The sequence below is a fragment of the Streptomyces phaeoluteigriseus genome (genome assembly GCF_001896135.2).
GTDB lineage: Bacteria > Actinomycetota > Actinomycetes > Streptomycetales > Streptomycetaceae > Streptomyces > Streptomyces phaeoluteigriseus.
The window spans coordinates 1-20,806 of sequence record NZ_MPOH02000045.1 but is presented as its reverse complement, the minus strand read 5'-3'; the positions used below and the strand labels follow the sequence as shown (position 1 = coordinate 20,806).

The 20,806-nt window shown below is 67.4% G+C and carries 21 protein-coding genes; 13 read left to right on the top strand and 8 right to left on the bottom strand.

The window, feature by feature from the left end; all coding sequences use genetic code 11:
• Positions 1-207 precede the first annotated feature (207 nt).
• The 8 genes from dnaB (BM536_RS37760) to BM536_RS37725 form a co-directional block, all read right to left on the bottom strand.
• On the bottom strand, positions 208-1,626 hold the full coding sequence (gene dnaB, locus BM536_RS37760; protein ID WP_079275084.1) for a replicative DNA helicase: 1,419 nt from the start codon (positions 1,624-1,626) through the stop codon (positions 208-210).
• A gap of 47 nt (positions 1,627-1,673) precedes the next feature.
• Entirely contained in the window at positions 1,674-2,324 is a 651-nt protein-coding gene (locus BM536_RS37755) for a DciA family protein (RefSeq protein ID WP_143651116.1), read from the bottom strand.
• 208 nt (positions 2,325-2,532) lie between these two features.
• Complete coding sequence (gene dnaB, locus BM536_RS37750) at positions 2,533-3,891, bottom strand: replicative DNA helicase (protein ID WP_073495485.1); 1,359 nt, start codon at positions 3,889-3,891, stop codon at positions 2,533-2,535.
• Between the two features lie 84 nt (positions 3,892-3,975).
• Positions 3,976-5,505 carry a hypothetical protein gene (locus tag BM536_RS37745; protein WP_094104063.1) on the bottom strand — a complete coding sequence of 510 codons (1,530 nt, stop codon included), beginning with the start codon at positions 5,503-5,505 and terminating at the stop codon, positions 3,976-3,978.
• A gap of 263 nt (positions 5,506-5,768) precedes the next feature.
• Positions 5,769-6,050: a helix-turn-helix domain-containing protein gene (locus BM536_RS37740; protein ID WP_073495479.1), complete on the bottom strand. Its 282-nt coding sequence runs from the start codon at positions 6,048-6,050 to the stop codon at positions 5,769-5,771.
• A gap of 165 nt (positions 6,051-6,215) precedes the next feature.
• A complete protein-coding gene (locus BM536_RS37735) occupies positions 6,216-6,755 on the bottom strand; it encodes a GNAT family N-acetyltransferase (RefSeq protein WP_170109989.1) in 540 nt (179 codons plus the stop codon).
• A gap of 10 nt (positions 6,756-6,765) precedes the next feature.
• Positions 6,766-8,088, bottom strand: a complete 1,323-nt coding sequence (locus BM536_RS37730; protein ID WP_073495532.1) for an NsdA family TPR-like regulatory protein — start codon at positions 8,086-8,088, stop codon at positions 6,766-6,768.
• Between the two features lie 565 nt (positions 8,089-8,653).
• Positions 8,654-8,992 (bottom strand): GntR family transcriptional regulator, encoded by a 339-nt coding sequence (locus BM536_RS37725; protein WP_073495526.1) that lies wholly within the window; start codon positions 8,990-8,992, stop codon positions 8,654-8,656.
• A 658-nt stretch (positions 8,993-9,650) separates the two neighbouring features.
• Between BM536_RS37725 and BM536_RS37720 the strand changes: the two genes are divergently transcribed.
• The 13 genes from BM536_RS37720 to BM536_RS37670 all read left to right on the top strand — a co-directional run bounded on the left by BM536_RS37720 (position 9,651) and on the right by BM536_RS37670 (position 20,519).
• Complete coding sequence (locus BM536_RS37720) at positions 9,651-9,938, top strand: hypothetical protein (protein ID WP_079275081.1); 288 nt, start codon at positions 9,651-9,653, stop codon at positions 9,936-9,938.
• Between the two features lie 159 nt (positions 9,939-10,097).
• On the top strand, positions 10,098-10,472 hold the full coding sequence (locus tag BM536_RS37715) for a hypothetical protein (protein WP_143651114.1): 375 nt from the start codon (positions 10,098-10,100) through the stop codon (positions 10,470-10,472).
• Between the two features lie 320 nt (positions 10,473-10,792).
• The gene (locus tag BM536_RS41520) at positions 10,793-10,969 is read left to right on the top strand and encodes a hypothetical protein (RefSeq protein WP_094104062.1); all 177 of its coding nucleotides are present in this window, start codon (positions 10,793-10,795) and stop codon (positions 10,967-10,969) included.
• 140 nt (positions 10,970-11,109) lie between these two features.
• Entirely contained in the window at positions 11,110-11,238 is a 129-nt protein-coding gene (locus tag BM536_RS44125) for a hypothetical protein (RefSeq protein WP_281258623.1), read from the top strand.
• Between the two features lie 41 nt (positions 11,239-11,279).
• Positions 11,280-11,462, top strand: coding sequence for a hypothetical protein (locus tag BM536_RS37705; RefSeq protein ID WP_073495470.1), 183 nt, complete (start codon positions 11,280-11,282; stop codon positions 11,460-11,462).
• Positions 11,463-11,488: 26 nt separating this feature from the next.
• A complete protein-coding gene (locus BM536_RS37700; protein ID WP_143651112.1) occupies positions 11,489-12,607 on the top strand; it encodes a hypothetical protein in 1,119 nt (372 codons plus the stop codon).
• Positions 12,608-12,818: 211 nt separating this feature from the next.
• Positions 12,819-13,310 carry a hypothetical protein gene (locus tag BM536_RS40555; protein WP_143651110.1) on the top strand — a complete coding sequence of 164 codons (492 nt, stop codon included), beginning with the start codon at positions 12,819-12,821 and terminating at the stop codon, positions 13,308-13,310.
• Positions 13,211-14,455, top strand: coding sequence for an FtsK/SpoIIIE domain-containing protein (locus BM536_RS37695; protein ID WP_073495464.1), 1,245 nt, complete (start codon positions 13,211-13,213; stop codon positions 14,453-14,455). Before BM536_RS40555 ends, BM536_RS37695 begins: the two co-directional genes overlap by 100 nt.
• A 137-nt stretch (positions 14,456-14,592) precedes the next feature.
• Positions 14,593-15,627: a bifunctional lytic transglycosylase/C40 family peptidase gene (locus BM536_RS37690; RefSeq protein ID WP_245873996.1), complete on the top strand. Its 1,035-nt coding sequence runs from the start codon at positions 14,593-14,595 to the stop codon at positions 15,625-15,627.
• Positions 15,628-15,629: 2 nt separating this feature from the next.
• Positions 15,630-15,905, top strand: coding sequence for a hypothetical protein (locus BM536_RS37685; protein ID WP_073495461.1), 276 nt, complete (start codon positions 15,630-15,632; stop codon positions 15,903-15,905).
• A 3-nt stretch (positions 15,906-15,908) separates the two neighbouring features.
• Positions 15,909-17,195, top strand: a complete 1,287-nt coding sequence (locus BM536_RS37680; protein WP_094104061.1) for a hypothetical protein — start codon at positions 15,909-15,911, stop codon at positions 17,193-17,195.
• A 91-nt stretch (positions 17,196-17,286) separates the two neighbouring features.
• On the top strand, positions 17,287-18,360 hold the full coding sequence (locus BM536_RS37675; RefSeq protein ID WP_073499526.1) for a hypothetical protein: 1,074 nt from the start codon (positions 17,287-17,289) through the stop codon (positions 18,358-18,360).
• Positions 18,357-20,519 (top strand): hypothetical protein, encoded by a 2,163-nt coding sequence (locus tag BM536_RS37670; RefSeq protein WP_143651106.1) that lies wholly within the window; start codon positions 18,357-18,359, stop codon positions 20,517-20,519. The genes BM536_RS37675 and BM536_RS37670 overlap by 4 nt, the downstream gene beginning before the upstream one ends.
• Positions 20,520-20,806 lie beyond the last annotated feature (287 nt).

Below are 20,806 nucleotides of genomic sequence, written 5' to 3'. Positions count from 1 at the left end.
GCCCCATGACCGGGTTGCTGGTGAGCTGGCCTACACGCTTTTGAACCCTAGGTCCCAAGGTGCAGCAGCGCACGCTCTCGTCGACCAGTCGGCTGACCGTCCCCCGGCTGGTAGCGCCGGGCCGCCCTCACTCAGCCGGATCCGACAGTGATGCGGCGCCAGCCGTGAGATTCCGACACGGGAATGGAAATCCCCCAGGGCAGCGCCTCATAGCTGCGCCATGTCGACGAAACGTGAGTAGTGGCCCTGGAAGGCGACGGTGATGGTTGCGGTGGGTCCGTGTCGGTGCTTTGCGACGATCAGGTCGGCTTCACCGGCTCGAGGTGAGTCCTTCTCGTAAGCGTCTTCCCGATGGATGAGGATGACGACGTCCGCGTTGTCCTCGAGGGCCCCGGAGTCTCGCAGGTCGTTGATCATCGGCTTTTTGTCGATGCGCTGTTCTGGGCTGCGGTTGAGGGTGGAGATGGCGACGATGGGAATCCGTAGTTCCTTGGCGAGCAGTTTCAGACAGCGGGCGATCTCGGAAATTTCCTCGTACCGGGATCCCAGTGGCCTCGTGCCGTACGTGAGCAGGTGCACGGCATCGACAACGATGAGTTGGACGCCATTACGGCTGTGCAGGTAGCGGCAGTGGGCGCGCAGGTCGTGGAGGTTGGAGTAGGCGCCGTCCTGGATGTAGATCGGAGCGGCGCTGACGTCGGGCATCCGCCGGGCCAGCCGGGTCCAGTCCTCGTCGGTCATGGTGCCGGAGCGCATGTGGTGCAGTGCGACGCGGGCCTCTGCTGACAGCAGTCGCATGGCGACTTCGTTGCGGCCGGCTTCGAGGGTGAAGATGGCGCTGGGCAGCGTGTGCTTGATGGTGGCGGCGCGCACGAAGTCGTAGGCGAGAGTGGACTTTCCCATGGCGGGACGTGCGGCGATGACGATGAGCTGGCCGGGGTGGAGACCGCCGGTGAGGGAGTCCAGGTCGGTGAAGCCGGTTGGTATGCCGGGCAGGGTTGCTTCGCGGCCGCCGGTCGCCTCCATCCAGTCCAGGGTGTCTTCCATGACCTCCTTGAACGGGGCGGCCGGCGGCAGCAGAGGCCGCCGCGTGGTCGCGGCGAAGATTTCTGCCTGCGCCTGATCGGCGATGCGGTCGGCAGCGTCAGGGTCTGCGTCCGAGGCGAGGTTTTCGATGTGGATGGCGGCGATCTTGGTGCGGCGCAGCATCGATGCGCTCTGGACGCGCTCGGCTTCGGTAATCCAGCTCTTGGACGGAGAAGGGCCAGCCATGAGTGCGGCGAGGTAGGCCGGGCCTCCGGCCTCCTCCAGGAGGTCCTGCTTTTTGAGCTGGGCGGCGACGCCAAGCGGGTCGATGGTCTCCCCCCTGCCGTACAGGTCGAGGATCGCCGTGTAGATCCGTTCGTGGGCCGGCCGGTAGAAGTCGTGGCCGCCCAGGACGTCGACGATGTCGGCGATCGCGTCCTTGGACTGCAGCATCGCCTTCAGCACGGCCTTCTCGGCCTGTAGGTCGTGCGGATGATGCAATGCCGCGTCGGTGTCCGCAAGGGTCATCAGACCCTCCCCCTTGTTCCCCTGATTGATCTGTACGCCCCCTCCCGTGAGGCATCGGGCCAGCGTATCCATGGGCTGCGCGGTCAGGAGGATGTTCCCGGCAGGTCAGCCAGACTGGGTCAGAGCGTGTCTGGCGATCGGGCTGGCTCGCGCGGCATGCGCTGTGCCAGGGAGAGATGGGCTGCTTCGATGGTGGGGTCGGGTAGCGGCGACGGTGGCCTCCGTACGAGGGCATGCGCTGCTTCCCGCACAGGCGCCGGCGCGTGTCGCGGTACGGCGGGGATGCTGCCTTTCACCAGGCGCAGCTGCTGCACGCTGCCGGGACCGAGCTCTTCGTTGAGGTACTTCAGCAACGCGTCCTGCAGAAGCCGGGCCTGAGTGAGCCACGCGGAGGAATCACAGCGCAGTGTGAGCGTTGCTGTGGCCTCGTCAAACCCGGCTGGGGTCATGTGCCGAGCGATATCTGGTCCGACCGCGGCAGTCCACCGGTTGATCACAGCTGCCTCCACCGGGTGGCACAGGCCGCGCTCGGTGAGCATCTCCAGCAGGACCTGCCCGATGGGCGCCGGTGGTGTGCGCCCGCGGCGCACCTGCCGGCGCGCGGACGTGGTGGTGGCGTTCACCGGGCGGTAGCGCCTGGCGTCCTCCTTGGCCCGCCGAAGGGCGATCCGGGCGGGGTCGGCATCGGGGGCGGGGCGCGGCTCGGTCAGCTTGCGCCCGGCTGCCGGAATACCTTCATCGCCGAGTCCAGATTGGAAGCGGCCACTCACGCCTGATCAGCCCTCGATTCGTGAAAGAGCACTGGCACATTCTCCGCCGGGTGGTGACGGCCCACCTGTGGTGCCTCAACTGGACAGGTGGCGAGTGCAGCTGACCGGCACCCTATCGGCCAACCCGCTTGGGTGCCCAGTCCGGTCTGCACCCGACCGTGAAGAGGCCGCACAGCGGCGTCCAGGGCGGTTGAAGGTGCTTGTGGGGTCAGGTCTGAGCCATGTCTACGAAGCGGGAGTAGTGCAGTTGGCTGGCGACGGTGATGGTGGCGGTGGGGCCGTTGCGGTGCTTGTCGAAGATCAGGTCGACTTCACCGGACCTCGGGGACTCGGGGGTGTAGGCGTCGTCGCGGTACAGCAGGATGACGATGTCCGCGTCCTGCTCGATGGCTCCGGATTCCCGCAGGTCTGCCTTCGTAGGGCGCTTGTCGGTGCGCTGTTCCGGTCCGCGGTTGAGTTGGGCAAGGACAACGAGCGGCAACTGAAGTTCTTTGGCGAGCCGCTTGAGGGACGTGCTGATTTCCGCGACTTCCCGTTCCCGGGACTCGGGGCGCCTGCCGCCGAGGGTGATGAGCTGCATGTAGTCGATGACGACCAGGCCCAAGTCGGGTGTACGGGATTTGAGCCTGCGCAGCTTGGCCTGGATGGCGCCGAGAGTGTTGGCGGACTCGTTGATGTACAGCGGCGCTTCCTGGATGGCGGGCAGGCGGCTCGCCATGCGCTGCCAGTCGTCGTCGGTGGTCTGCCCGGACCTCAGGTGGTGCAGGGCGACCCGGCACTCTGCGGACAGCATCCGCATGTTGAGTTCGTCGATGCCCATCTCCAGCGAGATGAACGCGGCGGGGATGCCCTGCTTGATGGCGCAGGCGCGGGCCATGTCCATCGCCAGGGTGGACTTGCCCATGCCGGGGCGGGCCGCGATGACGATCATCTGACCGGGCTGGAAGCCGCTGGTGAGGCTGTCGATGTCGATGAACCCGGTGGACAGGCCCGTCATACCGGTGCCGTTCTTGGCCTGGTCGATGGCGTCGAGGGTGCCCACGATCGTGTCCTTGGGCAGCATGAAGTCGTCGTCCTGACGGACGCCTTCCACGACGGTGGCGATCCTCGCGGCCGCTTCGGCGACCAGCTCGTCGCTGTCGCCGCGTCCGGCGTAGGCGGCCTCGGTGATGGTGACGCCGGCCTCCGCCAGGCGGCGCAGCACGGCCTTCTCCTTGACGATCCGCGCGTGGTACGGGCCGGTGGCGGGAGTGTCCACGCTCTGCACCAGCTCGTGCAGATACGTGCGGCCACCGACCTTGTCCAGGTCGCCGCTCTTGGTCAGAGCGTCGGTCAGCGAGATCGGATCGCAGGGAAGCTTCTGGCTGCGCAGACTGAGGATCATCTGGTGGATGATCTGGTGCCGCGGCACGAAGTGGTCTTCCGGTGTGATGACGTCCTGGCACTCGATGGCCGCCGAGTCGGACAGCATCATGCTGCCCAGTACGGACCGTTCGGCGGGCACAGCCTGCGGCGGTACCCGGCTGAACCCGGTGTCGTGTTCCTCCGGCGGTAGAGTCACGGTCATGGTCTCTCCTGAGATCTGGCGGCGCCCGGACCCGGCCAAGGAACAGGGCGCCGCTTTTGGTTTTCTGCGGCAGCGGGGCGGTGCCTACAGGGCAGGCTGGCGCAGCGCGTCCAGCAGGTCCGTGAGGTTGCGGCTCGACACAACGGCACCGACGCTGTCGGGGCGGGTCTCCGGACCGTCAGGAGCGGAGCCCTGAGCCGGTACGCCCGCAACGTCCGGCAGGGGCTCGTGTCGGCACAGCGCGAAGCGGCCGTCGACCTCGTACTGGCCCCAGGCGTCGCACCGCGGGCACGCATCGATGGCGGCCTGTTGAGGCAAGGCACCCGGGCGGGACGGACGGGCGGGAGCCTTCTTGCGGTACGGCAGCCGGCCGATGCGGTGAGTCTCCAGCAGCAGCTCATGGTTGTGGGCCCCGCCGGGGTTCTGCATCAGCTTCTCGCGCAGCTCACCGTCGAACGCCCACCCGCGCTCCAGCGCCTTGGCCGCAAGGACCGGGGCCAGGCGCTGCGCCGACTCGGGACTCAGCGTCCACGGCTCCGTCAGCGACAGCAGCAGCTCCAGGGCCTGTGCGACAGCGGAGGGGTCCACCGCGGACGGCGCCGGTGAGGAGGCGACTGCGGGCGCCGGATCAGCGGCCACGGGCAGCGGCTCCTGGCGCGGCGAGGCAGCGGAGACGGCCCGCACCGACGAGAACCTGGGCAAATCCTCAATCCGCTCCCGCAGCACGCCCATGGGCTCCTTGCGGGTGCGGCGCGTCAGGTGGGTTGCCAGCGCGCGGTCCAGCTTCCAGCCCTGAGCAGCCGCGGTCTCCGCGAGCAGCGGCGACAGTTCCCGGACCGTCTTGCGGCCACACGCCCACCGTCCGGGCAAGCCGGCCAGCAGCTCGGACGCGGCCGCGAGCCGGCTCGGGTCGATGCCGGATGCGCCCGCTGTTGCAGCGGAGGGGTTTGGGGAGGAGGAATCCTCCTCCTCCCTACGGGGGGGATTGGGGGGGGCGACGAACCCGGGCCCGGCAATGCCGTCTCCGGTGTGACCTGCGGTTTTATCGAGCTGACCGGCGACGGCATTGCCGGGCCCGGCAATGCCGTCGCCGTCAATGCCGTCCGCGGTGTGACCTGCGGTTTTACTTGTTTCCGCAGGTCGGACCGCAGACGGCATTGACGTCCCCGGTGTGACCTGCGGAAATGCCGTCGCCGGACCATTCTGGGCGGACCAGTCCGGGTTGTAGATGGGGTGCTGGTACAGCTCGTACGCGACCTTGCCGAACGAGCCCTTCTCGTTCGACTGATGCCGCCGGATGAACCCAGCAGCCTCGAGCCGGCGGAAAGAGCCGCGCACGGCGTCACGGCCGACCAGGCCGCTGCGGTCGTTCGCTGCAGTGACCCCCTCGGCGCGCAGCGACGCGAGCACATCGGCAACGGAGAACGGGCGCCCGGACGCAGCCAGGAACAGGCAATGCAAGAGCGCCAGCGTGTCCAGAGGGTCCGTGAGGCCGGACCCGAACACCATGTGCGGGTGAACCGACACGGGCGGCAGCGGCTCCGCGCCAAAGCCAGCGGCTGGCGTAATCTGCCGCGATGCGAAGTCGTCGGGCGGGTGGTGCAAGCGGAACATCTCCCCAGGCAGGGGAGTCGCAACCAGCGCATGTGACCTAGCAGAACCCCGGAGTAGTGGCGTTGCGCTATGGGGTGCGCATACTCTGGGTAGAGGTGACCACGCGGGCCTTAGGGCTCACGGGCATCACCCGGCAGACGAGGTCACCTCGCTGCTCACGACTCGGAGCTTCTGGTAGGGCAAGCGAGTCGGGCTTGGAAGCGGCTCCCGTTGTGGCGACGGGGGCCGCTTCGCATTAAGGGGGGCGAACGAGCATGCGTTTCTCAGCCTGCCTCTCGATTCGGTTCCGTCAGCACTGCGGCCTCGGGATACTTTTCAGCCCAGCCAGCGAGCAGGCGTAGATAAGCTGCACGGTTCTTGCGGTGCGGCGTGGAGTGCCCGTTCTCCCAGCGCAGGAAGGCCATCCGGTGCACACCGAAGGCTTCGGCAACCTCCTCCTGAGTCAGGCCGGAGGCCTTGCGGAGCCTGGCCCGTACGTCAGGTGGAGGCAGGGCATCCGCGGGTCGGCTGAGTAGAGAGTCCACGGCTTCGAAAAGTTCGGTCATCCCTCCCCCTCCCATGCGTGCGTGATCTGAAACTGTACATGAAATGCTTCATCTGGGGGCGCGTTTGAGGCGGTGTCAGCGTTCAAGTTGCGGCTCTAGAAGCGACCACATGCTGGTGCTGGCGCCAAGACCCTGTGGCCGCCGCGCTTGCTGCGGTCGCCATCGTCAGCACCACTCATGAGCGAGGACAGAAAGGAGCACGCTGTCCCGCCACGCGCCGTTGGTGAAGACGTGGTCGCGCAGCACGCCCTCGCGCGTGAATCCCAGCCGCTCAGCCACGGCGATCGAGGCGGCATTGTTCGGGCCGATTGCCGCGCTGATCCGGTGGAGACCGAGCTCCTTGAATGCATAGGTGATCAGCGCGTGAGCCGCGTCTCTTGCATAGCCACGACCCCACTCCGTCGCTGTGATGGCATAGCCCAACTTCCCAGCTTGGACGCCGCTGAGCCCAATCCGGGCGAATCCGATCACGCGATCGTCGCCGTGCTTGGTTACCGCGAGGTAGATCTCGGTCCGCGGCTCCTGCTGAGCGCGGTCGATCGTGCCCTCGATCATGGCGATGGCTTGAGCGCGGTCGCGACTGTCGAAGGACAGCCACCTCGTTACCGTGTCATCGCCGATGATCGCCAGGACGTCGTCGACGTCATCGAGGGTGAACTCGCGCAAGGTGACCGTTTCGCCGGCGATGCGGATCGGATACGTCAACGGTGAACTCCTAGCTGGGGAGAGACTTGAGCGGCGTACGGGTGAAGGCCTCGATCTGCTCCTGTAGCTCCCCGCCAGCTTCGGCGAGTGGAGACTCGCCCAGCGCACGGTGGATCCGTTGAGCGCAGTGGATGATGCCGTTGATCCTCTGCTCCGGGAGGAGCTGCAGCATGGGCGAGACTGCCTCTGCGGCTCCCTCCAGCTCGCCCGCCCGGATCCGGGTGATGGCCAGGGCGCTGCGTGAGCCGGCCTGGTCTCCGAATGCCCACTCGGGTGAGTTGGTGTCCTCGTAGGCGTCGACTGCCCGGGCCGCGTAGTCCGCCGCGGCTGTGGTCTGGGACGGCAATAGGGACAGGGCTTCGGCCGCGTAGTAGATCTGCCGGGTCCGGCCGAACGTGCAGAGCCCGCCCAGTTCGTCGACTTCGTCCTCCTGTACCGAATCCCACGCGGCTTCGGCACGCTCGATGGCGGCCCGGGTCGCATTAGCGTTGCCCAAGGCAGCCCAGGCGCGTGCTTCGCTCACAGGCAGCCACACACTGGCGGTGCTGTTCGGTGCGAACTCCATACCGGACTGGGCGTACTTGACGGACTCGCGTGTGCGGCCTGCCCAGTACGAGACCAGCGACTGGATGCCGCGGATCCAGGCTCGGAGCCCGTTGTGGTCCGCGCTGTCCGCACAGACGAACGCCGTTCGAGCCTGAGTGAGCGCCGCGTACGGGTCGGCGAGGTCGTGAGAGGCCTTCGCGAGCAATCCGCCTGTCACCCCAGCCAGGAAGTAGAGCTGCCGGGCCTGGCTCGGCCGGCGCTGCTGTTCAAGCAGCGTGAAGAGGGTGTCCTGGGTGGTGAACAGGTCGGGAAGCAACTCGGTGAGCGGCTTCTGCGGATAGTCGGTTGCCAGCCGCTGCACGTCTTCGTGCACCTGCTCCAGCACATCGGTGGTGAGATCGGTCTGGCCTGCTGTGAGGGCAAAGCTCTTGGCGCGTCGCGCTGCCATCTCAATGAGCTCCTTGTCCGCAGTGGGCTGGCCGGTGGCCAGGACCAGCCCAGTGGATCCGGCAGTCGCTGCTGGTAAGACCCCGTCCCACGGAGCCAGGAGTTCCTCGAGCGGCCTGCCGAACATGGCTTGCAGGACACGACGCATGACAGGGGTGGTGTTGGTGCGTTCGCCGCTGGCGAGCCGCCGCAGATGTCGGGTGCTGAGGGTTACATCCTCTCCCAAATCTGAAGCAAGACGACCAAAGTCGCGAACGACCTCGTCGTACGTGCGCGGTTGCTCACGCAGCAGAAACTCCAACGTGGTGCGCGGATCTCCCTGATGGGCGCTTCCGGCCACCGGCTCCTCCCGAGTCACGAAATCGTGCTTTGCAGATTTCAGTGTCGTGCTGCGACGCCTGCAAATCAGCAGTGCATGGGGCCTGGTCCCCCTCTGGTCCGGTTCATGTCCGGTCCAGGTCCCGGACTAGGCCGCTGTAGGACCTCGTCTGGTCATGCTCCCTCATCAGAGGTTGTGATCAGCAAATTCATGCGTTCCGACCGTGAGTTGAGGAGGGCACCATGACCGACAGATGGCATGAGGTAGTCGACGCGCACGGTCGCCCAGCCAATTTCGGATCCGCTGTCCATGTATGTCGGTGCGACGGGCATGGATCCGCACCCACTCCGAGGGTGTGGCACTGGGGCAAAGCAGCCGTAACCCTCGTGGCGATCCTGACTGCGGGGGTGGTTGCTTCGGTCCTGCTCTTGGTGATCCGCGACATCGTTACGGCGGTGGCTGGCGTGAGCGTTGCGAGCTTCCTCCTCAAAGGCCTTGTCGCGACGTCTGGCCGGGGTGACCGATGAAAGCCGTGTACGGACCAGAGCACTCAGCCGTTGTTGGATGCGTAATCCGTGACGTCCGGTCAGCGTCTCTCATTTTGGCCAGCCTCAAGGCGTTCCAGGCGCTCAGTCAGTTCAGCCACCGTTTCTTCGAGTCGTTTGATCGCTTGGGAGGTCGGATCGGCGACGGCGTCGAGGGCCGACTCGCGAACGAAGGACCCGCGACCCTGATGGGAGTAGACGACGCCCTCCGTGCGGAGCTCCGCGAGCGCTCGCTGCACAGTGCCTGGAGCGACGCCGTAATGGTCGGCGAGTTCCCGAGTGCTGGGCAGCTTGTCGTTGACCTTGAGCCGGCCAAGCCTGATTTGGTCCTTCACGTCTCGCACAATGCGCTGGTAGGGCTGCAGGTCTTCGGCCGTCATGAGCCACATCGTAGAGCTCCTTCATTGATTTAGGCAGCTTCCCCAACTTAGTTGACACAGTCTGCCAACTAGGTGCACTGTGTCAGTTAAGCCGACTAAGTCGGTTAGGTCGACGCCTGGAGAGACCCCTGCTTCGCAGGCAGATCAAAGGAAGCGTTCGTTCCTTCAGAACTCCACAGAGTGATCCACCACCGATGACGCCGTGACCGCACCGGCTGAGGTGAGTGGAGACCCGTCGTGAGGCGCCATTACCCCTGGTGGTGGCAGTCGGCACGAGTTATGACCCGCAGGGCGCTGGCTTCGGCCGGTGGTCCGGGCCGGTAAGACGGCCTGGTCGCTCATTACCTGTGGAGAGCCCGTTGGGCCGACACCCTCACGACGCTAAAGAACGACGCGGCAGACATTCACCGCATGACCCGCCTGGACGGATCTCCCGGGCGGTGAGCGGTCCGCGTCCATCTGAGGTCCGGCACCCACCTCGGGTGCCGCGCCAACTTCCGCAGCCTGTGCTGCCCGTCGTACACCGCCCCGCCCTCGCGGCCCGGACCGGTGGCCGGCGGAGTGCGCAGGACGCACTACCCGCCACACAGAAGAACCCCCAGGGGGGCATCCCTGGGGGTTCCGGCGGATGCCCTTCCACACAAAGGGAACCCACCACATGGCCATCATGAACGTTTTCGCCCTGCCCCACAGCATCGACAACGAGATCGGCCCCCGGCGCCCCGGCGCGATCTACCAGAACACCGACGGCCGCTTCGAAGTGTTGGCGCTCATCACCGACCCGGCCGCGGCGGCGCAGCTGCTGCGCCGCGACAGCGCCCACTGGGCGGTCATCGTCCGCGACACCCTGCGTCCCGACGGCCAGCCCTATGCGGTCGGCTCGGTGTGGACGACGTCGGACTACCTGATCCGCCCCGCCCGGACCGCGTACGCGCCAGCGGCCTGACGACCCGCCACGGTCCCCCTCCCACCCCACCAGAGCGTTAAGGGGTGGGAGACGGGCCGTGGCTGGCCGTCCGGCCAGCCATAGGGCGGCGACCCCGGAAGGTGAGAGCTCCGGGGCCGCCAGTACAGGAACTTGATAGGAGTCCCTGTGATCGACAGCATGACACGCACCCGGTCGGCCGCGGCAGAGCAGGACGCCGACCGCTGTCTCGGACAGCACCTCCTGGCCGTCGTCCGCGCCCAGGACGCCGCCATCCCCGCCCACCGCCGCGCACCGCGCACCGTCGCCGAGATGCGCGCCCGCCTCGCCCAGGCCGCCGCGGACGACGCATGCGTCCTGTGCGGGTACTGGCGGTGCCGCTGCGGACAGGCCCGCAGCACCAGCACCGCACCGACCACTGTCCCGCAGGCACAGCAGCCGTGCAGCGCCTGCGGCGGTGCCGGCGGCCGGGTAGTGGACACCAGCAGCGACGGAGTGGTCCGCCAGTCCTGGCAGACCTGCGGTACCTGCGGCGGAAGCGGGGTGTCCCGGTGAAGCGTCTCGCCGTCCTGTGGCGGGCCTGGGCCAGCGGGGGAGGCCAGTGCAGCCGCTGCGGCGGCTGGTTCCCCGACTGGAACGGCGGCATCTGCTCCGCCTGCCAAGTCACGGGCCGCTGACTGAATGATCCACCCCATACACGCGCCCGGGCGGCACAGCACCGCGCCACCCGGGCCGCTCGCACTCTCGCGCCGCGCACCAGCTCACCCGCCTGCTGTTCGCGGCTGCCGCCATAGCTGCCGCAGCAGCCTGGGACGCCGGGCACCGCGTCGCCGACCTGCACCCATTCGCCCGCCGGCACCACGAAAGACGAAGCCGTGCCTGACGACCTGTACGAGCGCTACCAGGCCGCACACCGCGCCTACCGGGCGCACCGCACCACCTGTTCCCACTGCACGGACACCAGCCGCTGCCCGGCCGGGCAGCGGCTGGTCGAGTCCTTCACCCGGTTGCAGGACGCCTACCTCAACCGTCAGCGCCAGCAAAGCCGTTGACGGTTGTCCGCCAGTCCGACATTGCCACCTCTGTCGGCTGCCTGGCCCGCCCGGCCCGGCCCCGCGCTCCTGCGGATGGCTGGTCCGGGCGCGGTCCAGGGGAGCCGGACAGCCCGGCCCTGTGCGACAGGAGCCACACCATGACGGATAAGACGCCGAAGTCCCGTGTACGCATCAACCTCGGTCAACGCGGCCAGCAGACGCCGACACCGGCACCGCAGCCGCAGTCCCGCGTGCGCATCAACCTGACCGGCCGCAAGAACAAGTAGCCCTCGGCACCGCCGCCTCCCTCGCCCGTCGCGCCCGCCTCTTGGCAGCCGCTACGGGCGAGGGGAGGGGAACTGTACGGCCCAAGCGCTGCCATTTCGGCTCCGGAAGCGCCTTCGGCGGCCGCTTCACCGACGGCCTCCAGGAGCAAGTGCGCGGCCTCATCGAGCAGCAGATCGCCTATGTCACCAAGGTCGGCCGCCTGGCCGGCATCGCCACCAGCTGATGAAACAGCCCGAGAACGGAGACACCGTGAACGCCAAGAACACCAAGGACAAGAAGGGCTGGCGCGAGATGCGAAGCGACACCTCCCCCCGCGGGATGGTGCTCGCCATCCTGGGGATCGTCACGTTGGGCGTGGCCATCTTGTCGGTGGCCGTGTCCTACACCATCCTCGAGCCCGCATTCGGCGGGTGGGCGGTCCCCACGGTCGGCGCCCTGGATGCCTTGTGGGTCGTCTTCCAGGTCACGGAGATCCTGGCCGGCAACAACCGACGGCGCGCCACGCGTGTGCTGTGGGCCGGCCTGGTGCTCACAGCCATCAACGCCGCGATCCCCACCGCCGATCTGATCCTGTCCCGCACGGACGGCTTCGAGCTGGCCATCGTCCTCACGCCGATCGCCATCATCGCCACCAAGGCCGCGTGGTGGATCGTCCTTCCCTCGCTCGGACGGAAGACATCGACCGACACGCAGCGGACGATCGCCGAACGCCGCCAGACGGTCGCCGACCAGCTGGAAACGATGGAGGCCGACGCCGCCCACCGGATCGAGTTGCTGGAGATGGCCAAGACGTTGGAAGAGCGTGTGGCCGAAGCGGAGACCGCCTACCGCCTGTCGGTGCTGAAGGCGCAGCAGACGATGACGCAGGAGCTGCACGCGCAGGCCGAGGCCACCGCGCAGATCGTCCGGGAGAAGCCGCTTCCCCCGGAGGTCGCGGCGATCCGTCTGCCGGAATTCGGCACATGGACTCCCACTGCTCCCGCCCTGCCCGGCACGGACGGCACGCAGGTCAGGGCACTGACGGGCGGAACCGGCGGCACGCGGGCCGGTGACCCGGCACACCCGGCGGCACAGACCGTCACACTTGCCGACCTTGCAGCCGTGGCGGGTGTGCCGGTCCCGCAGCCCGGCGAGCAGCTGACCGACGCGCAGTTGGACGTCGTACTGCGGCATCTGCGCTACGGCAAGAACCCGCCCGCCTCCTACCGCAAGGCCCGCGACGCCTTCCGCGCTGCCAACTTCGTCGGCAGCGAAGAGCGGATCCGCACCGCGTGGGTAGCGCTGATGGCCAAGGAACACGGCGCCAGCCAGACCGACGCCGACACGGCCGAGGACAGCGAGGACGAGTCCGAGGACGCCGACGTCTAACCCCCCGTCCGGCACCACCAGTGAGGGCCAGCCCGCAGCACGCGGTGCTGGCCCTTGCTGCGACTGCCGGAAGTGCACAGCACGCAGTCGAACTGGAGCAGACCCGGCGAGTGACCTGGCGAGCGGATCACGCATTCGCAGACCCAGGAAGCAGACCCGTGCGAGCACCACCCATATCCCGTTCGCCCACCGACCCACGAAAGGAGGGTTCGTGACAAAACGCAGCAATGCCAACGCCGAGGAAGACCTCTACGCGCAGGCCGCCGGCGGCATCGGTTCCCTGGCCGTAATCTTCGGCATCCTCGCCGCCATCAAAGACAACCTGGGCCTGTCCTGGCCCGCCACCGTGCTCCTGACCGCCGGCGTGCTGGTCGCCCTCGGATACGGCATCTACAGGGCCAGAACCGGCCTCAAGCGCCTACTCAGCGGCGAGGTGGCGCAGCCGAGCACGACGGCGTTGAAGCAGGAAGCCGCACAGGCCGACGCAGCCGAGATGGACGCCGAAGTTGTGCCGGCGCATCCGGAACTGACGGCCGTGCTGAGCACGGCGGCGCGATCGGCAGGGACCAGGTCATCCGCCTGCACGAGACCACGGTCACCGACTTGCAGACGGGCACGCTCTACGACTTCCTCATGCCCGAAGAGCGCACGTACGAGGACGTTGAAAAGCGGCTGGGCAACGTGGCGGGCGTGTTCGGCGTGACCCGCATGCACCTGACCATGGAGCGGGGCCGGGACAGCGAACGGCGCGTCAAGCTGCTCAAACTTCACGAGCCGCCGTTCACCCGCCCCTTTGCCGCCCCGACCCGGCGGGAGATCGAAACGTTTGCCGGAGTGCCCCTCGGACACGACGTCACCGGCCAGCTCGCCGGGGTGCCCACCTTCGACAAGGCGTCGATGCTGGTTGCCGGCATGACGCAGCGGGGAAAAACCACCCTGGTCAACGGGCTGATCACCTGCCTTTTGATCGCGTACGGCGAATTCGAGCTGTACTTGCTCGACGGGAAATTCTGCGGACTGACGAAGTTCGAGAAGATCGCCGCCCGCTACGAGTCGTCCGATGACCCTGCCGTATTCGAGGACATGGTCGATGAGCTGAACAGCCGCTCTGACGGCCGATACAGGAAAATCACGGAAGCCATCCGCAACCGGCAGCCCGCACCAACGTTCAAGCCGGTGATCCTCGTGGTGGACGAGGCCGCCGACTTCTTCGCCCACGACGAATCAAAGGAAGGGAAAGAACAGGCGCGGCGCATCGCTGAGAAGACCCGTTCGCTGGTTTCGAAATCGCTTGAATCCGGAATCGGTACGGTGCTGATGACTCAGCGCCCGTCAACGAATGCAATTCCTGTCATGGTACGGGATCAGTTCCTGTACCGGCTGTGTCTGTACGTAGCCTCGTCCGGTACAGCGAAGGTCGCCCTCGGCGACACGTACTTCGACACGATCGCGCCGATCAATCCGGCACTCCTGGACCCCGACATCAAGGGGCAAGCGGTGCTCTTCGCCAACGGACGCTCCACTTTGATCCGCGGATTCAACTTCGAGGATCAGTTCATCTGGAGTGTCGTAGACGAAATTTACGGCCGTCGGCAGAAGGAACTGCAAGAGGCTGCGGAAGAGGCGCCGAAAACTCCGCTCCATCAGGCAATCAATCTGATGCGGAATAAGGGCGTGGACTTCATGCTGACGTCCGAACTGGCCCCGATGCTCGGCATCACGGAAGACGACGCGACGGAGCGCGGAAAGAAGCTGTCTGCGCTGCTTGGGGTCCCGGCCGGCCGCGGCTCGCAGGGGCGCGGCTACAAGCTCGCCGACCTCACCGCGGCCGCCAGGTCCTCTACGTGAGCGTCATCGCGACCGTCACAGCGACCGGCAGGGCACCGTCACCGGACCGTCATGAGGCCTGCCCCATGCCGGTCCCTGCCGGTCCCGTGACGGTCTCCTGACGGTCCCATGCCGGTCCGTCATGACGGATCTGACCAGTGGAAACACCCCACGAGCCCAAGAAGGGAGACAAGACGCTCTTGAGAGCCTCCACAGCCCTGACGATCGGCGTAGGAGCGACCGCGGCCGTGGTCGTGGCCGCGCTTGTGCAGGGCGCCGGCGACGACCCCATAGGGACGGCGCTCACCATGGTCGTCCCCGCCGAGTACGAGCAACTGATCGAGGAGGCGGGACGCACCTGCCCCGAGGTCAGCCCGAACCTGCTCGCCGCACTGCTCACCCAGGAATCGGGATTCAACCCGAAAGCCAGCTCTCCTGTCGGTGCGCAGGGAATTGCACAGTTCATGCCGTCCACGTGGGAGACCCACGGAATCGACGGTAACGGCGACGGAAAACGCAACGTGTGGGATCCCGCCGATGCGATCCCCTCGTCCGCCAAGTACCTGTGCACCATCGCCGACGACGTGAAAGACGTCCCCGGTGACAAGAAAAGCAACATGCTTGCCGCCTACAACGCAGGCAGCGGCGCCGTACGCAAATACGGCGGCGTACCTCCGTACAAAGAAACACAAAACTACGTCCGCACCATTCGGGCCCTCGCCGATCGGCCCGCCGGTGGAAAGAAGACGACCACCAATCAGGCCGCCACCGCCGTCAACACGGCAGCGGAAAAGCTTGGCACGCCCTACTCGTGGGGCGGCGGAAACGCCAGCGGCCCCAGTACCGGCATCTGCTGCTCGCCCAAAGGACGTTCCGGCGTATCCATCACCGGATTCGACTGCTCCGGACTCGTCCTGTACGCCTACGCGAAAGCCGGTATTTCCCTCCCGCGTACGGCCGCGCAGCAGTACGCGGCATCAGAACCCCTGAAGCCGGGCCAGATGCGCCCCGGAGACCTCGTCTTCTATGGGACGAGCGCCTCCGGAATCCACCACGTCGGCATCTATGTCGGAGGCGGCTGGATTATCAATGCTCCGCGCCCTGGCACCCAGGTCCGATATGACCCCATGGACATGATGAGCGATCTGTTCGCCGTCGCCCGCCCCGTACCCAGCACGAACAAGGAGATCTGAGAATGCGTAAGTCCATCACCCTCGCCAAGCCCATCGACATGTCCACCGGTTTCAAGGACTTCTTCGACACCATTGGCCTCACCGGCGGAGGCCTGGTCATCAAGGGCATCGCCGCCGTCATCGCCGTCATCTCCGTCCGGATGCTTCTGCAGCTCTCGACCGATCCCAAGGGAGCACTCCGCAAGGGCTCGATGGCCATCGGCACCCTGTTCGTCGCGGTCGTCCTGGCCCTCTACGGCGACACCCTCTTCTCCACCGTCACCCAGGCCAAGGGCTGATCCATGGCCGACAACCCGTGTGACGGGATCCGCGGATCCGCGCGGGAGTACTGCGAGCGAGGCCAGGAAGGCGGGCAGCCCCCCAACGTCAGCGACGGTGGGGGGCTCACCGACGGAGCCTCAGAGCACGTCAAAGATCTCGCGGAAACCCTGCTCAAGACACTCACCGACCTGCTGGCGCCGAACCGGGCATGGGCACCGAAGGCGGCCGACAACTGGCTCTATAGCCAGTTCATGTGGCTCGGCCAGCACCTCGCCATCGCCGTGTTCGTGTGCGTGGTCGTCGTGTGCGCCCTGACCGCCTGGCAGGGCGCACCCAGGCTCAAGCAGCTGGGCGCGTCGACAGGCTGGACGCTCGCAGCCGTTGCAGGAATGGCAGCCGTCCCCGGAGCCGTCATGCTGCTGAACTCTGCCGTGAGTCAGGCGTTCAAAACGGCGTTCAACAGCAATGAGCTGACGCTCCTGGGGACTATCAGCGATGACCTGGAGCACGCAACGGATGCCGGGAATCCCCTGGCCTCCCTGCTGATCATCGCTGTGCTGGTAGTCACCCTCGCCCTCGCCGTGCTGGTGTTCCTCACCCGCCAGCTCGGCATCCTCGCGTTCGTGCTCATGGCACCCCTCGTGCTGGCGTCACTGGCCCGAGGGGGCGACACCTCCGCCATCAGGATGTGGGCGAATCGGCTGCTGGGCCTGATGTTCGCCCCGTTCGCCCTGCTGGCCATCTCCCCGCTGGTCGGCACCGCCAAAGCCGCTACGGGTGCGGGCTCCCTCGCCATGGACGCGGTGCTTCTGGTCGCCGTAGACGTCCTCATGCTCCGCTTGATCTTCCATGGCGTGCCATACATCGGTCCTCGGGTAGCCGGCGCTGTCCGTACGGCCGTCGAGCGCAGGACCACTGACCCTCTCGCACGAAATCTGGTGCGCGCGGGCGTGCCTGATTACTACGAGCGGGAGACCACCCCGCGCGGACCGCGCATGGTGGACACCCCCCGCCGCGCCCTCACCCAGGATCGGGGTGTCCTGCTTGCTGCGTTCGGCGTCACGCAGGATCGGCGCCCCGGACGGCTGACCACCGCATCTGCTGTCAAGCAGGTACGGACCGACGCAGCACGCACCGCGCAGATCGTCCAGGCGCGACGCCAGGCACGAGCCGCCGCCCAACCGCCGGCCCCGGCTACCCGGGCCCGGCCGGCCAGCCCTTCACCCCGCACATCCGCTCCGCGCCCTCCGGCTCCCCCCGGTCCGCGCCCTCCGGCTCCCCCCGCCCCGCCGCCTTCAGGCGCCTGACCCCTATCCCACGACCCACCCAAAGCAGCCGGCCCGGCGTCCCTCTCAGAGGGACGCCGGGCCGGCCTGCACATCCGGAAGGAGAAGATCGGTGTACTCCCTGACGCCCGGCTACCGCATTCCCGCCCTCCAGCGAGGCCTCAGCCCCGCAGAAATCCTGCTGACGAAAGCGACCGCCGGGGGCGGGGCCGCCGTCCTCATGTCGGCATTGATCACCCCGCCGCCCGTGTGGACATTCGGCGCAGTGGGCATGGCCGCAGCGCTGCTCAACGTGGCGCCGGGGCCCCGCTCTCTGGCACGGTGGGCCACTGTCGGATACCGGCACCTGCGGGAGCGCACCCTGCCGGACGCAATGACTGGCCGGCCCGGAGCCACCGCCACATGGACGCTGTACCCGAAGCACGGCACCATGCAGGACCCGCAGCGCCGCGCGGCTTTCCATGCCGCTTTCTCGCGGGCTCTCGTTTTCGCCGCCGGGCAGGCCCGCGCCGCCGGCATTCAGGTCCACGTCACCCACCACACCGACATCGGCGATTACACCGACCACACCCAGACGATCTCCGTGCACGTGCCCCGCGGCCTGGTCGGCCAGCCGGCGCGCGTCATCGACACCCTGGCCGCGGAATTCGCCGCGCTGGGAGACCTGACCTCGCTCACACCCGACCCGGTACCCGCCGTCATCGACCGAGGCCCCGGCTGGGTAGCACTCGACGACGGCCGTTACGCAGCCACTTCACGGATCACCTCCTGGCCCGACGAGACGGGGGGAGACCTCATGCCGCGGCTGCTGCTCGGCGAGGGCGCCTCACGCTCTCTCGCCGTGCTGTACCGGCCGCTGCCGGTGGCGCAGTCGAGGCGTTCCGCTAAGTGGCAGCGAGCGGCTGCCGAGGCCTTCACCAACGACAAGGTCAAGGCCGACAGGCAAGACATGGCCTCAGGTGTGGCGCATGGCGCCCTGGTCGACGGCGCCACCCTCGTGGACCTCGATGCCTATCTGACCGTCTGGGGCGACAGCCCGGAGGCCGTCACCGACGCCCGTTGGCAGGCCTCGCTCACCGCCGACCGATACCGGATCGGCCTTGACTGGCTCACCGGCCAGCAGCACCGCGCACACGTGATGACCACCCCGCACGGCGCCTCCACCCAGAAGGGAGCAGTTCTGTGATTCGTCTACCGTCCAGCCACGCCGCGATCACGGCACCGCTCGTCGCAGCAGGCACCGCATTTCCCGGGGTGCCCATTGGGCGGTCGCTGCTCGACGGCCGGCCCTTCCGTCTCTCCCCCGTCCTCACCCCCGCCACGCTCCTGCCATCGACCAACTCACTGGCACTGGGCGGACTCGGCTCCGGCAAGTCGACCACCGCAAAAGCCCGGATCCGCCGCGAGATCATGCACCACCAGCACCAGGCCGTCATCGTCGACAGCTTCGGCGAAGACGACGCGGGCGAGTGGGCTCCGCTGGTGCGCTCCCTCGGCGGCACCGTCATCGAAGCAGGCTCATTCACCCTGAACCCGCTCAGCAGCCTGCTCCCCCCCGAAGTTCGTGAGCAGCTGGTCCGGTCACTGATTGCTGCCGTTGAGCCGACCGCTCTCACCCCCCAGGCCGCCCACGCACTGCAGCATGCTCTCAACCACCCCAAAGCAACCTCCCTCGAGGGCCTGGTTGATGCGCTGATCGCCCCCGAAGACGGCCGGTGGCCTGCCGCCCTCCTCACCGAGTGGGGCATCGGCATGGCAATCGCCCTGTCCCGCTACACAGAGGGCAGCCTGCGCGGCCTCTTTGACGGCGAGGGCGCCACCCTTCCGGAGACGGATCTGCCGATCCTCTCGTTCGATTTCTCCCGCCTGGACCGCAACTCCCCTGCCATCCCCTCCCTGATGGCCGCAGTGTCCTGCTGGGCAGAGCATGTCTGGCTGCGGCAATCGACCGCCGTGCACCGGCACCTGGTGCTGGAAGAGGCCTGGCAGATCCTGCTATCCCCGGCCACCAGCGAGCTGATCCAACGGCTGCTCAAGAACAGCCGCAAGGCCGGTCTGTCCCTGGACGTCGTGATGCACACCCTGTCCGACCTCGGGGACGGTCCAGCCCGTGACCTCGCCAGGCTGTGCGAGGTGGTCCACATCGGCCGGCTGACTCCGGAAGAGGCCTCCATCGTTGGGGACCTGCTCGACCTGCCTGCCTGGGCAGTGACGGAGATTCCACGGCTCGATCCCGGCCGGGCGGTGTGGAAGGTGGGCCCCCACTACGTCGACATCATCGAGACCGTACTCAGCCAGGAAGAGACCGGCCTCACCGACACGTCATCCCGACGCCGCATGGCCCAGCAACATGCGCTGACCCCGGCCATCGAGCAGATCCAGCAGGACGACACAGCAGCCGACGAGGACGGCTACCAGCACGAGGAGTACGACCAGGAGGAGGCCGGCCTCACCGACACATACGACCAGGGCCCCGGCCCTACGAAGGAGGCACTCGACGACGACTGGACCTGGGACATGCCCCCCAACGTCGACACCAGGCACCACGATGTGCTCCAGGCCGCAAAAGCAGGACGGATCGATGAAGCCGCCTCGCTGGCCGCCCTCGGTGAGCGCGAAGACATCGCTGCTCACGGCATCAACTCCCCACAGGCAGCCGCGTGGCTGACCACCAGAGCCCATGTGGCGGATCTGTCCGGGAACACTGCCCAAGCCACGCAACTGCGCGCTACCGTCACGCACATGGGCAACGACCTCGAATGGCCCGGACAAGCCGGCGACAAGCCAGACGCACCGCCGACCGGGCGCCACCCGTCGCCCCCTTCACCGGACCCCGTCAGCGTGCCCCCGCCGGCAGCACGACGACGGAAATGGCCCTACGTCGCAGCGATCGCAGCCGTAGCAATCACTGCCTCAGTATGGAAATACAGCGAGATCGAAGAGCAGCGTCAAGACCGTGCCGAGACGGCCGCCGCCTACAAGGGAAGGTCCGGCGCCGCAGTCACCATCGATGGCGTCAAGGCAGACATAGTTGCTCACTGGAGCGGCGACAGGCAGAAAGTCATCCTCGAACTACGCACCTACTACAACCGCACCGTGAAGTATCTGCGCATCGACTCCACCGGAAAGACGGCCACCAGCGTGCAGGAAGACGGCTGGGTACCGAAGACACCCGAGATCGCCGTACCAGTAGAGGACCCGCTAGCGGACGTAACGGTCCGCGTAGCAGTCGGCGGAAAAACCTGGAAGAGCGGCGAGCGTGCCGAATCCCGCACCGTCCGTCTGTCCCCTACAGGCACCGCCTACGACGCAGAGAGTGGAAAGCGGCTGCCGTCCGATCTCTGACCTATTCCTGCCGCTGATGGCCCGCGCCCGCATGGGACGCGGGCCATCCTTTTGCGCACCGTCTCGGACGACCTGCCTGGTCCTCACCCTCCCCCTATACCCCGGGGAAGGGCGAGGACTGGACAGGCCGCCTGGCCAACACCCACCACCCGCCCTGCCGCGCCCCGCCGACATCGCACGCCGTCGACGGGGGCGCAGTGCTGTCCACCGACGACCGGAGGTCTCACCCGTGCTCACTCCCCGCCCGCGCCGCCGGATCGGCCGGCCCCGCCCCACCCGCCCCGGCC

Coding starts and splice junctions, on each gene's coding strand:
- dnaB (WP_079275084.1), bottom strand. CDS start 1,626: ATGGATACGCTGGCCCGATGCCTCACGGGAGGGGGCGTACAGATCAAT.
- dnaB (WP_073495485.1), bottom strand. CDS start 3,891: ATGACCGTGACTCTACCGCCGGAGGAACACGACACCGGGTTCAGCCGG.
- BM536_RS37745 (WP_094104063.1), bottom strand. CDS start 5,505: ATGTTCCGCTTGCACCACCCGCCCGACGACTTCGCATCGCGGCAGATT.
- BM536_RS37740 (WP_073495479.1), bottom strand. CDS start 6,050: ATGACCGAACTTTTCGAAGCCGTGGACTCTCTACTCAGCCGACCCGCG.
- BM536_RS37725 (WP_073495526.1), bottom strand. CDS start 8,992: ATGACGGCCGAAGACCTGCAGCCCTACCAGCGCATTGTGCGAGACGTG.
- BM536_RS37720 (WP_079275081.1), top strand. CDS start 9,651: ATGGCCATCATGAACGTTTTCGCCCTGCCCCACAGCATCGACAACGAG.
- BM536_RS37715 (WP_143651114.1), top strand. CDS start 10,098: ATGACACGCACCCGGTCGGCCGCGGCAGAGCAGGACGCCGACCGCTGT.
- BM536_RS44125 (WP_281258623.1), top strand. CDS start 11,110: ATGACGGATAAGACGCCGAAGTCCCGTGTACGCATCAACCTCGGTCAA.
- BM536_RS37685 (WP_073495461.1), top strand. CDS start 15,630: ATGCGTAAGTCCATCACCCTCGCCAAGCCCATCGACATGTCCACCGGT.
- BM536_RS37680 (WP_094104061.1), top strand. CDS start 15,909: ATGGCCGACAACCCGTGTGACGGGATCCGCGGATCCGCGCGGGAGTAC.